Annotated in this window: 15 protein-coding genes and 1 tRNA gene; 9 read left to right on the plus strand and 7 right to left on the minus strand. The window is 67.3% G+C overall.

What is annotated here, in order from left to right; translation table 11 throughout:
- Positions 1-459: 459 nt before the first annotated feature.
- Positions 460-1,314, plus strand: coding sequence for a lytic transglycosylase domain-containing protein (locus ACK4IU_RS17265; protein WP_409737632.1), 855 nt, complete (start codon positions 460-462; stop codon positions 1,312-1,314).
- Between the two features lie 49 nt (positions 1,315-1,363).
- Here ACK4IU_RS17265 and ACK4IU_RS17270 read toward each other — a convergent pair whose 3' ends face one another.
- Together ACK4IU_RS17270 and ACK4IU_RS17275 are read right to left on the minus strand one after the other, a co-directional pair.
- A complete protein-coding gene (locus ACK4IU_RS17270; protein WP_149588225.1) occupies positions 1,364-2,008 on the minus strand; it encodes a 3-oxoacid CoA-transferase subunit B in 645 nt (214 codons plus the stop codon).
- Positions 2,008-2,712, minus strand: a complete 705-nt coding sequence (locus ACK4IU_RS17275; RefSeq protein WP_409737636.1) for a CoA transferase subunit A — start codon at positions 2,710-2,712, stop codon at positions 2,008-2,010. Before ACK4IU_RS17275 ends, ACK4IU_RS17270 begins: the two co-directional genes overlap by 1 nt.
- A 109-nt stretch (positions 2,713-2,821) precedes the next feature.
- Between ACK4IU_RS17275 and ACK4IU_RS17280 the strand changes: the two genes are divergently transcribed.
- Together ACK4IU_RS17280 and ACK4IU_RS17285 are read left to right on the plus strand one after the other, a co-directional pair.
- Entirely contained in the window at positions 2,822-3,382 is a 561-nt protein-coding gene (locus ACK4IU_RS17280) for a LuxR C-terminal-related transcriptional regulator (RefSeq protein ID WP_149588223.1), read from the plus strand.
- Between the two features lie 60 nt (positions 3,383-3,442).
- A tRNA-Leu gene (locus ACK4IU_RS17285) sits at positions 3,443-3,528 on the plus strand.
- Positions 3,529-3,583: 55 nt separating this feature from the next.
- On the opposite strand, the gene katG is transcribed toward ACK4IU_RS17285, so the two are convergent.
- Positions 3,584-5,752, minus strand: a complete 2,169-nt coding sequence (gene katG, locus ACK4IU_RS17290) for a catalase/peroxidase HPI (RefSeq protein ID WP_409737639.1) — start codon at positions 5,750-5,752, stop codon at positions 3,584-3,586.
- 163 nt (positions 5,753-5,915) lie between these two features.
- Between katG and ACK4IU_RS17295 the strand changes: the two genes are divergently transcribed.
- Positions 5,916-6,815, plus strand: a complete 900-nt coding sequence (locus ACK4IU_RS17295) for a LysR substrate-binding domain-containing protein (RefSeq protein WP_409737642.1) — start codon at positions 5,916-5,918, stop codon at positions 6,813-6,815.
- A 72-nt stretch (positions 6,816-6,887) separates the two neighbouring features.
- Here the strand turns inward: ACK4IU_RS17295 and ACK4IU_RS17300 are convergent, their stop codons facing one another.
- Complete coding sequence (locus tag ACK4IU_RS17300; RefSeq protein ID WP_409737645.1) at positions 6,888-7,955, minus strand: dipeptidase; 1,068 nt, start codon at positions 7,953-7,955, stop codon at positions 6,888-6,890.
- Between the two features lie 105 nt (positions 7,956-8,060).
- Here ACK4IU_RS17300 and ACK4IU_RS17305 point away from each other — a divergent pair, with 105 nt between their 5' ends.
- The 5 genes from ACK4IU_RS17305 to ACK4IU_RS17325 all read left to right on the plus strand — a co-directional run bounded on the left by ACK4IU_RS17305 (position 8,061) and on the right by ACK4IU_RS17325 (position 12,393).
- Complete coding sequence (locus tag ACK4IU_RS17305) at positions 8,061-8,465, plus strand: hypothetical protein (RefSeq protein WP_409737648.1); 405 nt, start codon at positions 8,061-8,063, stop codon at positions 8,463-8,465.
- A 94-nt stretch (positions 8,466-8,559) separates the two neighbouring features.
- The gene (locus tag ACK4IU_RS17310) at positions 8,560-9,939 is read left to right on the plus strand and encodes a PepSY-associated TM helix domain-containing protein (protein ID WP_409737651.1); all 1,380 of its coding nucleotides are present in this window, start codon (positions 8,560-8,562) and stop codon (positions 9,937-9,939) included.
- A gap of 118 nt (positions 9,940-10,057) precedes the next feature.
- Entirely contained in the window at positions 10,058-10,561 is a 504-nt protein-coding gene (locus ACK4IU_RS17315; RefSeq protein WP_409737654.1) for a copper chaperone PCu(A)C, read from the plus strand.
- A 58-nt stretch (positions 10,562-10,619) separates the two neighbouring features.
- Positions 10,620-11,120, plus strand: a complete 501-nt coding sequence (locus ACK4IU_RS17320; protein ID WP_409737657.1) for an SAM-dependent methyltransferase — start codon at positions 10,620-10,622, stop codon at positions 11,118-11,120.
- 64 nt (positions 11,121-11,184) lie between these two features.
- Entirely contained in the window at positions 11,185-12,393 is a 1,209-nt protein-coding gene (locus tag ACK4IU_RS17325) for an NAD(P)/FAD-dependent oxidoreductase (protein WP_409737660.1), read from the plus strand.
- Positions 12,394-12,398: 5 nt separating this feature from the next.
- Here the strand turns inward: ACK4IU_RS17325 and ACK4IU_RS17330 are convergent, their stop codons facing one another.
- The 3 genes from ACK4IU_RS17330 to ACK4IU_RS17340 all read right to left on the minus strand — a co-directional run bounded on the left by ACK4IU_RS17330 (position 12,399) and on the right by ACK4IU_RS17340 (position 15,137).
- Complete coding sequence (locus ACK4IU_RS17330; RefSeq protein WP_409737663.1) at positions 12,399-12,554, minus strand: hypothetical protein; 156 nt, start codon at positions 12,552-12,554, stop codon at positions 12,399-12,401.
- 223 nt (positions 12,555-12,777) lie between these two features.
- The gene (gene metG, locus ACK4IU_RS17335; protein ID WP_409737666.1) at positions 12,778-14,496 is read right to left on the minus strand and encodes a methionine--tRNA ligase; all 1,719 of its coding nucleotides are present in this window, start codon (positions 14,494-14,496) and stop codon (positions 12,778-12,780) included.
- Between the two features lie 98 nt (positions 14,497-14,594).
- A complete protein-coding gene (locus ACK4IU_RS17340) occupies positions 14,595-15,137 on the minus strand; it encodes a cytochrome b (RefSeq protein WP_409737669.1) in 543 nt (180 codons plus the stop codon).
- Positions 15,138-15,231: the final 94 nt, after the last annotated feature.

The raw sequence follows: 15,231 nt of genomic DNA on the forward strand, positions 1-15,231 counted from the left end.
CGGACCCACGAGAAGATCAGGAGGCCGAGGCCCACGACGGCGGCGGTCAGAACCACCCAGTCAACGGTCACGGCGCCGGCTTCGTCTTTCAGGAAAGCGGAGAACTTGGTCATTTGTCTGGTCCTTTGCTAAGGTGTTTACTGTCACTTCAACCGCTTCGAGTTTGCTGCGTCCTGCGGCGTCGTCGTTCGGTATGACCTGATATAGCCCCCCAAAAATGGCAGCAGTTTGGACGAGATCAGCAGAAATTCAGCCCTGCGAAAATTTCTGCCGGTTTCTGCTCAAGTTGCTGAAATTACATGAAAAGATTCTTAGGGGTCTGTTCACCATTGCATGCTAGGGCGTGGTTTTTCGGTCAAATCGGGCAGAATTGCCATGATTGGTCGGGAAAAGTTCTGGTCAGACCCCCTCGATGCTGCGACTCTGCCGGCAAAACAACGAGGCGAGCAGGCCCCGACCATGCTGACGACAAGACTGGGAATCGCCGCGATTCTCTGCACCGCCCTGAGCTGTGCGGCGCAGGCGGACGACTATACGTTCAAGAGGGTGAAGGTGGGCGATTCCCTGCCCGGCAAGCGCATCACCGTCCAGATCGACCCGGAAGAGCAGGCCCGATACCTTGCCGCCCTGCCCAAGGTCGACCCGAACCCCGTGCGCCGCGAGGAAGAGAAGCCGCCTGCCGAAAGGTCGGACCGCGAACCCGGCCCGGCGCCCGCTTCGTCCTACGCCTGGTACTGGGACAAGGTTCCCGCCGGAATCGGCGACAGGGCGGACCGATTCCAGCTGGCCCTGGCCTCGCTGTCGCAGGGGCCCGCCGGCGCGACGGTCCGGGCGCCCCGGATGCAGCACCTGCAGGAAGTTTCGAAGGAATACGGCAAGGAGATCCTTCGCGCGACGCTGGACACGAAGGTTTCGCCGGCGCTGGTGCTGGCGGTGATCGGCATCGAAAGCGCGGGCAATGCCGATGCGGTCAGCCATGCCGGGGCGGTTGGCCTGATGCAGCTGATCCCGGCCACGGCCGAACGCTTCGGCGTGAAGGATTCCACCGATCCGGTGCAGAACATCAGGGGCGGGGTGGCCTATCTGGACTGGTTGCTGAAGGAGTTCGACTACGATCCGGTCCTTGCCTTGGCGGCCTACAATGCCGGCGAAGGGGCGGTGCGCGCCAACGGCGGCGTCCCGCCCTATGCCGAGACGCGGGACTATGTGCCGAAAGTGCTGGCGGCCTGGCAGGTGGCGCAGGGGCTGTGCGTCAGCCCGCCGATGCTGGTCACCGACCCCTGCATCTTCCGCACCGACATGGCCGGGCTGTAGGGTCGGGGCGCGCACGCGCCGCGCCCCGGTCCTGCAACGGCCAGAGCGGTCAGCCGACGATGGTCGCCTCGGTCGCGGCGCGGAGTTCCTCTTCCGTGACGCCCGGGGCAAGCTCGACGATGTGCAGCCCCTTGTGCCCCACATCCAGCACGCCCAGGTTGGTGATGATGCGGTCCACCACGCCCTTGCCCGTCAGGGGAAGCGTGCAGGATTTCAAGACCTTGGACTCGCCGTGCTTCGAGGTGTGGTCCATCACCACGACCACGCGGCCAACGCCCGCGACCAGGTCCATCGCCCCGCCCATGCCCTTGACGAGCTTGCCCGGAATCATCCAGTTCGCCAGATCGCCGTTCTCGGCCACTTCCATCGCGCCGAGGATCGCCATGGCGATCTTGCCGCCGCGGATCATGGCGAAAGAGGTCGCCGAATCGAAATAGGCGGTCTGCGGCAGTTCGGTGATCGTCTGCTTGCCCGCGTTGATGAGGTCCGGGTCTTCCTCGCCCTCGTAGGGGAAGGGGCCCATGCCAAGCATCCCGTTTTCGGACTGCAGGGTCACGTTCACGCCTTCGGGGATGTAGTTCGCCACCAGGGTCGGGATCCCGATCCCAAGGTTCACATACATGCCGTCACGCAGTTCCTGCGCCGCGCGTGCGGCCATGCCATTGCGGTCCCAGCCTTTGGTTGCCTCGGCCATCACACGGCCTCCTTCTTGCGAACGGTGCGGTTCTCGATCCGCTTTTCATGCGGGCCGGAGATGATCCGGTGAACGTAGATCCCCGGCAGGTGGATGTGATCGGGATCGAGGCTGCCGAGCGGCACGATCTCCTCGACCTCGGCGACACAGACACGGCCGCAGGTGGCGGCGGGGACGTTGAAGTTGCGCGCCGTCTTGCGGAACACGAGGTTGCCCGAGGGGTCCGCCTTCCAGGCCTTCACGATCGACAGGTCGGCCACGATCCCGCGTTCGAGGATGTAGGTCTTGCCGTCGAAGTCGTGGTGCTCCTTGCCCTCGGCGATGACCGTGCCGACGCCGGTCGCGGTGTAGAAGCCGGGAATCCCCGCGCCCCCCGCCCGCATCCGCTCGGCCAGGGTGCCTTGCGGGTTGAATTCCAGTTCCAGCTCTCCCGACAGATACTGGCGCATGAATTCCGCGTTCTCGCCGACATAGGACGAGATCATCTTCTTGATCTGCCGGGTTTCCAGCAGGACGCCGAGGCCGAAGCCGTCGACGCCCGCGTTGTTCGAGGCGACGGTCAGGCCCTTGACGCCGCTGTCGCGGATGGCGGCGATCAGCAGTTCGGGGATGCCGCAGAGACCGAAGCCACCGCTGGCGATCAGCATGCCGTCGTGCAGAAGCCCGTCGAGGGCGGCCGCGGCGCTTGGATAGACCTTGTTCATTCTGGTTCCTCCCGTGTCCGCAAGGGAGATCGGACTGCCGCGATCCTGAAAGATTGCGAAGGGGGCCACCATCCGTAAGAATACGTAGGAACCTACGTAGAGGGCGGCGATGCGTGACTATGAGCGCCTGGCCTTTCAACAGGGCCCGGACGCCACTCTGATCCTGGCGGATCGGGTGATCCTGCGGGCCTCCCTCCGGGTGGAGGCCGTGTTCGGCTGGACGCCGCGCGATCTGGAAGGGCAGTCGATCCGGCTGCTGTATCCTACCGAGACCGACTATGAGGTGATCGGCGAACGGGCGCGGAGGGCGATGCTGGAAAGCCGGGTCTATCGCGACGAACGCTTCATGCGGCGCAAGGATGGGCAGGTGGTCTGGATGGAGGGACACGGCGCGGCGCTGGATCCCGAAGATCCGCAGCGGCTGGCTGTCTGGACCTATAGGCCGCTGGAGGCGGCGGTCGGGGGCGCGGGCCAACTGACGCAGACGGAAAGGCGGATTGCCCGGTATCTTGTGAACGGCTTCACCTCGAAAGAGATCGCCCAGGCCCTGGGATCCTCGCACCGCACGGTCGAGGTGCACCGGGCGAACATGATCCGCAAGGCCGGGGTCAGGAACAGCTTCGAGCTGGTGGGCTGGCTGCTGTCGGCGACAAGTCCGACCGGCAAGTGAGGCCGGCAGGCCAGAAGGCGATTCCCCTTTGTGCGGTATGGGGTTAAGGTCGCCCGCGCCGCCCGCGTGGTGGAATGGTAGACACCGGGGACTTAAAATCCCCTGGCTGCAAGGCCGTGCCGGTTCGAGTCCGGCCGCGGGCACCAGCAAAAGCGAACGGCCCGGCAATCTGCCGGGCCGTTGCCGTTTCGGGATTCCGGATCACGCGCGGAGATCGAAGCGGTCGGCTTCCATGACCTTGGTCCAGGCGGCCACGAAGTCGCGGACGAACTTCCCGGCATTGTCGTCCTGGGCATAGACCTCGGCATAGGCGCGCAGGATCGAGTTCGAGCCGAACACCAGGTCCGCCCGCGTCGCCGTCCACTTCACGGCGCCGGTCTTGCGGTTCTGCAACTCGTAGAGGTTCGTCCCCTTCGGCACCCATTTCCAGGCCATGTCGGTCAGGTTGACGAAGAAGTCGTTCGTCAGCGCGCCGACCCGGTCGGTGAAGACACCATGCGCCGTGCCGCCATGGTTGGTGCCCATCGCCCGCATGCCGCCGACGAGGCAGGTCATCTCGACCGCGGTCAGGCCCATCAGCTGCGCCCGGTCGAGCATCAGCTCTTCGGCGGTGACGACATAGTCCTTCTTCATCCAGTTGCGGAAGCCGTCGGCGACGGGTTCCAGGACCGAGAAGCTGTCGGCATCGGTCTGCTCTGCGGTCGCGTCGCCGCGGCCGGGGTGGAAGGGCACGGTCACGTCGAAGCCCGCGGCCTTGGCTGCCTGTTCGACACCGACGTTGCCCGCCAGCACGATCACGTCGGCCACCGAAGCGCCGGCCTCTTTCGCGATGGGTTCCAGCACGGACAGCGCACGGGCCAGCCGCGCGGGCTCGTTGCCTTCCCAGTCCTTCTGCGGGGCGAGCCGGATGCGGGCGCCGTTCGCGCCGCCCCGGTTGTCAGAGCCGCGGAAGGTGCGCGCCGAATCCCAGGCGGTGGCGACCATGTCGGCGACCGACAGGCCGCTGCCTGCGATCTTCGCCTTGACCGCCGCCACGTCCCAGCCGGTCGGGCCCTGCGGCACCGGATCCTGCCAGATCAGGTCTTCCTGCGGCACCCAGGGACCGAGGTAGCGGACCTTCGGCCCCATGTCGCGGTGGGTCAGCTTGAACCACGCGCGGGCGAAGGCGTCGCTGAACGCCGCCTGATCCTTGGCGAAGCGCTCGGAGATCTCGCGATAGACCGGGTCCATCTTCATCGCCATGTCGGCGTCGGTCATCATCGGCATGCGGCGGATCGTGGGGTCTTCCACATCGACCGGCATGTCCTCTTCCTTGATGCCGATGGGTTGCCACTGCCAGGCGCCGGCGGGCGACTTCACCAGTTCCCAGTCGTAGTTCAGCAGCAGGTGGAAATAGCCGCCGTCCCACTTGGTCGGGTGGGTGGTCCAGGCGCCCTCGATGCCCGAGGTCACCGTGTCGCGGCCGACCGAGCGGGTCTTGTGGTTCATCCATCCGAGGCCCTGTTCGGAGATGTCGGCGCCTTCAGGCTCCGGGCCGAGATTGGCCGCGCTGCCGTTGCCGTGCGCCTTGCCGACCGTGTGGCCGCCGGCGGTGAGCGCGACGGTTTCCTCGTCGTTCATCGCCATGCGGGCGAAGGTCTCGCGCACGTCCTGCGCGGTGCGCAGCGGGTCGGGCTTGCCGTCAACCCCTTGCGGGTTCACATAGATCAGGCCCATGACCACGGCGGCCAGCGGGTTTTCCAGGCTGGTGCGGTCTTCCTTGGTCGGATAGCGCTGGTCGGTCAGCCATTCTTTCTCGGACCCCCAATAGACGTCCTTTTCGGGATGCCAGATGTCCTCGCGCCCGAAGCCGAAGCCGAAGGTCTTGAGCCCCATCGATTCGTAGGCCACGGTCCCGGCCAGCACCATCAGGTCGGCCCAGGAAAGGCGGTTTCCGTATTTCTTCTTGATCGGCCACAGCAGGCGACGCGCCTTGTCGAGGTTGGCGTTGTCGGGCCAGCTGTTCAGCGGCGCGAAGCGGTGGTTGCCGGTGCCCGCACCGCCGCGGCCGTCGGCCATGCGGTAGGTGCCGGCGGCGTGCCAGGACATGCGGATGAAGAGGCCGCCGTAATGGCCCCAGTCGGCCGGCCACCAGTCCTGGCTGTCGGTCATCAGCGCGGTGAGGTCGCGCTTCAGCGCCTCGAAGTCCAGCTTCTTGACTTCTTCCCGATAGTTGAAGCCAGTCAAGGGGTTAACCTTGGTGTCGTGCTGGTGCAGGATGTCGAGATTCAGCGACTTGGGCCACCAGTCCATCACCGTCATGCCGGTTTCGGTGATCGCCCCGTGCATGACCGGGCACTTGCCCGAACGTCCTACGTCATTGCCGTCCATCTTGCTCTCCTCGTCTTGCTGGAACCAGGCGGGAAACGCCACGACCCACCCGATCGGAACCGACCGGACAGCGACTCGCCGCGCTTCGTTCATGTCTCATCGGTAACACTGATGACCGATAATAGGAATTTTCATTTTCCTATCGAAGCGATATGCAAAACATATGACACAGATCACCATGAAGCATCTGCGCTATTTCGACGCGCTGGCTACGCATCGGCATTTCGGGCGGGCGGCGGAGGCGTCGGCGATCTCGCAGCCGGCGCTGTCGTTGCAGGTCAAGGAACTGGAGGAAATCCTCGGCGCGCCGCTGGTGGAGAGGGGGGCGCGACAGATCACGCTGACCCGGCTGGGCGAGGATTTCGCGGTGCGGGCGCGGGACGTGCTGCGGTCGGTGGACGAACTGACCTCGCTGGCCCGGGCCTCGACCGGTCCGCTGTCGGGGCGGCTGCGGCTGGGGGTGATTCCCACGGTCGCGCCCTACCTCCTGCCCCGGCTGATGCGCGAGCTGGCCGGCCGCTTTCCCGACATCGACCTACGCCCGCGCGAGGCGGTGACGTCCAAGCTGGTGCGCGACCTGCACGAGGGCCGGCTGGACCTGGCGATGCTGGCGCTGCCCGTGTCGGAGCCGTCTCTGGTGGAACATGCGCTGTTCGACGAGGAGTTCCTGCTGGTGCGCCATGCCGCGGCGGCGGATCTGCCGATCCCGCCCCTGACCGAACTGCCGCAGGCGCCGCTGCTGCTGCTGGAAGAGGGGCATTGTTTCCGCGACCAGGCGATCGCGGTCTGCAAGCTGGCGCCGGGCGGGCCGGGCGAGAGGGCGGGCGAGATCATGGAGGGCTCGTCGCTCTCGACGCTGGTGCAGATGGTGGGGGCGGGGATCGGGGTGACGCTGATCCCCGAGATGGCGGCAGAGGTCGAGGGTCGCTCGGCCCCGGTGGTGCTGCACCGGCTGCCCGCGCCGCGGCCGGGGCGACGGATCGGGCTGGTCTGGCGGCGGTCGAACCCGCTGTCGGACCGCTATGCCGAGATGGCCGAGACGTTGCGGGCGGCGCTCCGGTAAGCCTCCTCGTGCGGCTGCGCCTTCTCGTCGGAGGGGCGCGCCGCGACGAGGGACGAAGTCGCCGTGGAGCCGTCACGCGCCCCACGTGCGTTCGAGAAGCCTGAGCCAGTTGCCATGGGCGATCTTCTCGATCAGCGGCTCGCCCAGGCCCATCTCGCGCATCGCGGCGATCAGTACGGGCAGGCCCTCGGCCCCGCCGATGTCGCGGGGCGTGGTCGCGCCGTCGAAGTCCGACCCGATCCCGACGTGATCCTCGCCGGCGAGGCGGAGGAGGTGGTCGATGTGGCGCTTGACGGGGTCGAGCGTCATTTCGGGGCTTTCGCGGCCGTCCGGGCGCAGGAAGCAGGTGGCGAGGTTCAGCCCGACCATTCCGCCGCTTTCGCCGATGGCCTGCAACTGGCGGTCGGAGAGGTTGCGGCTGGAGGCGGTTACGGCATGGGCGTTGGAATGGGTGGCGACGAGCGGGGCGTCGGAGAGCCGGGCCACGTCCCGGAAGCCGGCCTCGTTCAGATGGCTGAGGTCGATCATGATGCGCAGGGCATTGCATTCGTGCACGAGGGCGCGGCCGAGATCGGTCAGGCCCGGCCCGGTGTCTCCGGTCGAGGGGAAGCGGAACGGCACGCCGTGGCCGAAGATGGTCGGGCGGCTCCAGACCGGGCCGAGGGAGCGCAGGCCCATCGCGTGAAAGAGGTGAAGCGCGTCGAGGTCGGGGCCGATGGGTTCGGCACCCTCGAAATGGATCACGCCGGCGACGATGCCCTCGGCCATGGCCGCGCGGATCTCGGCGGCGGTGCGGCACCAGCGGAAAGCGCCCCCGGCCGCGCGTTCCATCCACAGAAGATGGCCCAGCATCTCGACCGCGACGGGCTGGGCCGCGGTGTGGGGGATGAGCGCGGGCAGTGCCAGGTCGTAGGGCGGGTTGTCCATCAGCCGCTCGACATCGGCAAGGTCGGCGGTCTCGGGTGAGGGGATATAGACGGCGAAGAAGCCGCCGGCAAAGCCATGCGCCCGCATCCGTGGCAGGTCGAGATGGCCGGCGCCTTCACCCTTCAGCCAGAGCGCTGCACGGTCGCGGCCGGCGGCGGCGAGCTTCAGGACAAGGTCGTTGTGGCCGTCGAAGACGGGAACGGGGGCAGGCATGGGCATCTCCTGGCGTTGCCGCGCCAGCTTTCCGCCGGATGCGGGCAAGCGCAAGGGTGCGGACGCTGCCCGCGCGCAATTCGCCGCAGGGTCGGGGAGCGCGGAGTGATTGACGACAGCCGCGCGCTGGTCCATGAAACGGCCATGCTGGCGCAGATGCTGATCCGCGCGCACCGCATGGTGTTGCTCGCCCTGGTCACGGTGGCCCTCGTGGCGACCGGCTTCGCGCATCGCATGCCCGCCCCCTCGGACGAGGCGCTGGCCTTCCTGATCGCCAACGGCGCGACGCCGGCCGACTTCTGCGCCGACGACCTAGACGGGGACGGCTTGCGCGATCCGCATTGCCTGGCCTGCCAGATCGCCGGATCGGCCGACCTGCCGCCCCCGGCGCAGATGCAGGTCGACCTGGAACTGGCCTTCCACGCCGCGGTCATCGCCCCGCTGGAAACCCGTGCCCTGACCCGGGCGCGCGACCCGGCGCACCGGCCCCAGGGTCCGCCCGTCGCCTGAGGGCGGCGTCCGGCCTTCCCCACGCCGCCTTTCCGTGCCGCCCGTAGGGCCCCCGCGGCCCCGCGGTTCCTTCACGCATCGCAAAGGCAGACCCATGTCCACAGTTTCCGACACCGACAGCGCGCGGCCCGTGAACCGGCTTTATTTCGCCGTCTGGCGCTGGCATTTCTACGCCGGTCTCTATGTCATCCCCTTCCTGCTGATGCTGGCCGTGACCGGCCTCGTCATGCTCTGGATCAGCTCAACCAGCGAACTCCACGGCGAGCGTGCCCGCATCCCGCCGGGCGTCGCGCCGCTGCCGGTCAGCCAGTTGCAGGCCGCGGCAGAGGCCGCCGTGCCGGGCGCCCATGCCGTACAGTACATCGCGCCGATGGGCCCCGACCGGGTGGCCGCCTTCGCAGTGGCCAGCGGAGACGGCAGGACCGGCGTCACGCTGAACCCCTATACCGGCGAGGTGGTCGAGACCTTCCCCTGGGCCGGCTGGTACGACCTGGCCAGCGACATCCACGGCACGCTGCTGATCGGCGATCTGGGCGACCGGCTGATCGAGGCGGCGGCGAGCCTTGGCCTGTTGCTGATTGCCAGCGGGATCTATCTGCACTGGCCCCGCAATGGCGCAGGCTGGCGGCAGGCGCTGACCCTGCGGCGCGAGGGCGGACGCGGCTTCTGGAAGGCGTTGCACGGGGCCGTCGGGCTTTGGATCAGCCTGATCCTCGTGGTCTTCCTCGTCTCGGGCCTGAGCTGGGCCGGCATCTGGGGCGACAAGTTCGTGCAGGCCTGGAACACCTTTCCCGCCGAGAAATGGGAGGCGCCCCTGTCGGATGCCACGCACGCCAGCCTGAACCAGGGCGCGGCGAGGGAGGTGCCCTGGACGCTGGAGCAGACGCCGCTGCCGGCCTCGGGCAGTCTGGCCGGGACGGCGGCGATTGCCGGGCCGGTCACCATCGACAGCGTGGCGGCCCTTGCCGACAGCCTGGGCTTCGACCGGCGCTACCAGCTGAACCTGCCGGACGGCGAGACCGGCGTCTGGACCATCAGCCATGACAGCATGTCGAACGACGGCCCCGATCCCTCGGCCGACCGGACGATCCATATCGACCGTCACACCGGCAATGTCCTGGCGGATGTGCGCTATGCGGACTATTCGGCCTATGCCAAGGCCATGGCCTGGGGCATCGCCTTCCACGAGGGCGACCTGGGCGCCTGGAACCTGGCTCTGAACACGGCCTTCTGCCTGGCGTTGATCCTGGTCTCGGTCTCGGGGCTGGTGATGTGGCTGAAGCGCAGGCCGGCGGGCGCCCGGCTTGGCGCGCCGCCGCGGCCGGCGGAGATTCCCTATGCCAAGGGCGCGCTTCTGGTGACGCTCGCCCTGGCGCTGGCCTTCCCGATGCTGGGGCTGACGCTGCTGGCAGTCATCCTGCTGGACCTCGCGGTCCTGTCCGCCCTGCCGCCCCTGAAGCGGATGGTGGGCTGATGCATCCCGTGGCCCGAGCCGCGGGAGGCGTCCCGCGATCCCTCTCGGGCCGGAACTGGCCCTGCGCGGCCACCCGCCGTGCAGGGCCCCTTTTCCCTTTCAAACCGGAGAGAACACCATGAAACCTATCCTGTCCCTTGTCGCCGCTCTTGTACTGGCCGCCCCCGTCCTGGCTCATGAGGTCACGGTGGGCGATCTGCAAATCATCCACCCCTACATTCCCCAGCCCGCCGCCAGCGCCAAGGCGGCCGGCGGCTTCATGGCGATCGTCAACAACGGCACCGAGGCCGACCGGCTGATCGGCGTCGAATCCGACATGGCGATGAAGTCGGAAGTGCACGAAAGCAAGGTCGATGCGAATGGCGTCGGCACCATGACCCATGTCGAGTTCATCGAGATCCCGCCCGGCCAGACCGTGAACCTGGAGCGGGGCGGCTATCACGTCATGTTCATGGGGCTGAAGGAAAACCTGACCGAAGGCGAGATGCGCAAGGCCACGCTGATCTTCGAGAAGGCCGGCCCGGTCGAGGTCGAGTTCCAGATCGAGGCGCCGATGGGCATGGGCGAGATGGGGCAGTCCGGCATGGACCATTCGAAGATGGGCCACGGCTCGGGCGGCTGAGCCTTGCGCCGGGGGCTTTCGCGCCGCAGCATGCGGCAGGATGGCGGAGGCCCCCGGAATGACTGACACCCCTGCGGACCGGCCCGCGCGGCCGGGCGAGGTTGCGCTGGGCTTCGACCCGGCGCTTGCCGCCGATGATGCACGGCTGGGCTTCATCGGCCGGCTGCGCAGCCCCTGGTCGCGCGGCAACTGCCCGAAGAACCTGCGCGCGGCGCGGGAGGCGGGCGGGGAGTTCAGGGTCGAGATCGACCCGCCGTTCCGGCCCGGCCTCGCAGGGCTGACGGCGGGCCAGCCGGTGATCCTGCTCTACTGGACCGGCGCGGCGCGGCGCGACAGCCTTGTTCTGCATCCCGAGCATCGCGCAGAGCCGACGGGGGTCTTCGCGCTGCGCGCGCCCAGCCGGCCGAATCCGGTCGCGGTCGGGGTGGTGCGGATTCTGGACATCGATGCCGGGGCGGGCGTCCTGACGGTCGATGCGCTGGACGCCTTCGACGGCACGCCGCTTCTGGACATCAAGCCCTGGCTTCCCTCGGTCGATGTCCCGCCCGGCCACGGCTGACGGCGGATTTACCCGGCCCGCGCCCTGCGCTAGACCCTAGGCCAAAGGCGATAGGCGGGCGAAGATGCAGGGATTTCGGACGGAACCGGCGCAGGACAGCTATGACGTGGTCATCATCGGCGGGGCGATCATGGGATCCTCCACCGCATGGTGGCTGACCGAGCTGGGCTTTCCCGGCCGCGTGCTGGTTGTCGAACGCGACCCGAGCTACGAGAGGGCCGCGACCGCGCTCAGCTTTTCCTGCATCCGCCAGCAGTTTTCCACCGAGCTGAACATCCGCATCTCGCAGTTCGGGGCCGAGTTCGTGCAGTCCTTGCGCGCGCGAATGGGGGGCGACGAGCGGGTGCCGGAGCTGAAGATCCAGAACTTCGGCTATCTCTACCTGGCCGACAGCGAGGAATTCGCCCGCGTGCTGCGCGCCAATCAGGCGGTGCAGGCGGCGGCGGGGGCGGGGACGCGGCTGCTGTCAAGGGATCAGATCGCGGAGGAATTCCCGTTCATGACGGTGGACGATCTGGTCCTCGGCAGCCTGAACACGCGGGACGAGGGCTATTTCGACGGCTACACCGTCTTCGACTGGTTCCGCCGCAAGGCGCGCGAGCGGGGGGTGGAGTATCTGGCCGACGAGGTGGCGGGGCTGGACGTTTCGGGCGCGCGGGTGACGGGGGTGCGGCTGGCCTCGGGGCGCCGGGTCGGTTGCGGGATGGTGGTCAACGCGGCGGGGACGCGCGGGGCGAAGGTCGCGTCCATGGCGGGGATCGCGATCCCGATCGAGCCGCGCAAGCGGTTCAACTGGGTGCTCCAGGCGGAACGACCGCTGGACCGGCCCTTGCCCTTGACCATCGACCCCACGGGCGCCTTCGTGCGCGAGGTGGGGGGCGGCACCTACATGGCGGGCGGCCATGCCGAGGTGGACCCGGCGGTGGAGTTCGACGACTTCACCATGGACCCGGATCTGTGGCTGGACCACATCTGGCCCGCCATCGCCACCCGGATCCCGGCTTTCGAGGCGGTGAAGGTGGTCAACGAATGGGCCGGGCAGTACGACTACAACCTCCTGGACCAGAACGCGATCACCGGGCCGCATCCTGAGGTGACGAACTTCCTGTTCCTGAACGGCTTTTCCGGCCACGGGCTGCAACAGTCGCCCGCCATGGGGCGGGCGACGGCCGAGTGGATCCTGCATGGGGATTACCGCGCGCTGGACCTGCGGCCCTTCCACTATGACCGCATCGCCGAAGGACGGGCGATGGTCGAGGCGGCGGTGATCTGAGGGCGCTATTCGGTGTGCAGAAGGGCGGTCGGGGACTGGACGGCGAAGATGTCCTTGGGTGCGAAGACGAAGACCAGGACACCCACATACACGGCAAGGAACAGGGCAACGGCGGCATAGTTTCTGGCGGGACGGCTTCGCGTCGGCAGAACTTGTGTCATCTCGGCTCTCCTTGACTGGGCAGACAGTCTGGCAGCGGTCCGATCGGGCAGCGAGTCGGGTCCGATGTGGAAACAATACCACCATGGCGTGTGGTGTGGCGCCCTAAGTTTTCGGGCTCGGCGGAATTCTGTCCCTGATCTGGCTGACAAGGGCGGAAAACCGCCCGTCAAAGGGCGTTTTCTGCGTGTGCGAACGAAATCTGTTCTGCCCTGCGGCGCGGCCTCAGGCGCGGATGCCGGAGAAGCGCGCCTGCCAGTCGGCGCGTTCCTCGTCGGTGATCTTGCGGAAGAGGTTCTCGGGCACGGTGAAGGCATGGCCGGGGGCCAGGGTCCGCATGGCGGCCGGGATGTCGGCGGGCCAGGTCCAGTCCTCGGACCCCACGGCCTGCATCATCGTCGCGGCGGCGTCGGGGATGAAGGGCGCCGAGAGCACGGCATAGACCCGGATCAGGTTCAGGCTGAGGCGGACGATGGCCTGGGCCTGCTCGGGGTCGGTCTTGACTACCGACCAAGGCGCGGCGGATTGCAGGTATTCGTTGCCGATGACCCAGATCGCGCGCAGCTCGGCGGCGGCCTTGCGCACCTCCATCTGTTCCATGAAGCGGGTGTAGTCGGCGATCCGCGCGCCGAGATCGGCGATCAGCGCGGTTTCCAGCGGTCCGAACTCTCCACCCGCCGGAACCTGGTTGCCGAACTTCGACACGGCGAACTTGGTCACGCGCGAGACGAAGTTGCCCAGGACATCTGCGAGGTCCTTGTTCACCGAGGTCTGGAAGTTCTCCCAGGTGAATTCGCTGTCCGAGGATTCCGGCGCATGCGACAGCAGCCACCAGCGCCAGTAATCGGCCGGCAGGATCGAGAGTGCCTGGTCCATGAACACGCCGCGGCCCTGGGAGGTCGAGAACTGGCCGCCGTCATAGTTCAGGTAGTTGAAGGACTTGAGATAATCGACCAGCTTCCAAGGCTCGCCCGAGCCGAGGATCGTGGCGGGGAAGGACAGGGTGTGGAAGGGCACGTTGTCCTTGCCCATGAACTGATAGTAGGTCACGTCGGCCGCGCCCTTGTCGGTGCGCCACCAGCGTTCCCAGGCCGCGTCGTCCAGCCCGTGCGCATCGGCCCATTCGGCGGTGCCGGCGATGTACTCGATGGGGGCATCGAACCAGACGTAGAAGACCTTGCCCTCCATCCCCGGCCAGGGCTGGTCGCCCTTTTTCACCGGGATGCCCCAGTAGAGGTCGCGGGTGATGCCGCGATCCTGCAAGCCGTCGCCGTCGTTGAGCCACTTCTTCGCGATCGAGGTGGTCAGGATCGGCCAGTCGGTCTTGGAATCGATCCAGGCTTCCAGCTTGTCCTTCAGCGCGCGCTGCTTGAGGTAGAGGTGCTTGGTCTCGCGCACCTCGAGGTTGGTCGAGCCGGAGATCGAGGAGCGCGGGTTGATGAGGTCGGTGGGGTCAAGCTGCTTGGTGCAGTTCTCGCACTGGTCGCCGCGGGCGGCCTCGTAACCGCAGTTCGGGCAGGTGCCGGTGATGTAGCGGTCGGGCAGGAATCGGTTGTCGTCGATGGAAAAGACCTGCTTTTCCACCACTTCCTCGATGAAGCCGTTCTCGGCCAGCTTGCCCGCGAAATGCTGGGTCAGCCGGTGGTTGCGCTGGCTGGACGACCGGCCGAAATGGTCGAACGACAGGCGGAAGCCCTCGGCCAGTTTCTTCTGCACCTCGTGCATCTCGGCGCAGTATTCCTCGACCGGCTTACCGGCCTTGGCGGCGGCGAGTTCCGCCGGGGTGCCGTGTTCGTCGGTAGCGCAGATGAACATGACCTCGTGCCCCATCGCCCGGTTGAAGCGGGCGAAGAGGTCGGCGGGCAGCTGGGAGCCGACGAGGTTGCCCAGATGCTTGATCCCGTTGATGTAGGGAATGGCCGAAGTGATGAGGATGCGTGCCATGTCTGCGCCCTTGGCTTGAGTCCGGCGCCTGATTAGCCCAAGCGGCGGAAAAGGGCCAGAAGGACGCGGCCCAAGAATTTTCGGCGAAAATTCTTGGGCTAGCCCGTGCGGCCCTTCAGCATGCGGGTCAGGGTGCCGTCGCCCTCCATCTCGCGCTTGAAGGCGCCAAGCATGTGGAGCGTGACAAGGGCCATCAGGAGTTTGGTCAGGATGTCGTGCAGGCGGAACCAGAAGGCCTCGGCGGCTTCGGAGGGTTCGACCAGCGGGGGCAGGGTCCAGCGGTCGGCGATCATCACGTCGATGCCTGTGGCGGAACTGCCGGCCCAGCCGGTCAGCGGGATGGCGAGGAGAAGGGCGTAGATCGCCCAATGCGCGGCGCGGGCGGCCCAGAAGGCGGGCCCGCGCGGGCCGAGCGGCGGGGGCGGGGGGCTGACGAGATGCCAGCCGATGCGGGCGAGGATCAGGGCGAGGACGGCGAAGCCCAGCGTCTTGTGCAGGCCGTACAGCCAGAGGGTCGACAGGCCGGGTTCCAGATCGGCGATGCGCAGGCCAAGCGCAAGCTGGGCGATGACCAGAAGCATCGTCCCCCAGTGCAGGACCCGGGTGACAAGGCCGAATTCGGCGGGCCCGTTCTTCAGCATGTCAGCCCTGGGCGTCGATGCGGGCGGTGATGAGGATGCGCACCTCGTCGCCCACCATGTCCGACCAGCCGGTCGCGCCGAAGTCGGAGCGGTT

Origin of the sequence: Tabrizicola flagellatus (assembly GCF_046295235.1) — a bacterium.
GTDB classification, from domain to species: Bacteria; Pseudomonadota; Alphaproteobacteria; order Rhodobacterales; family Rhodobacteraceae; genus Tabrizicola; species Tabrizicola flagellata_A.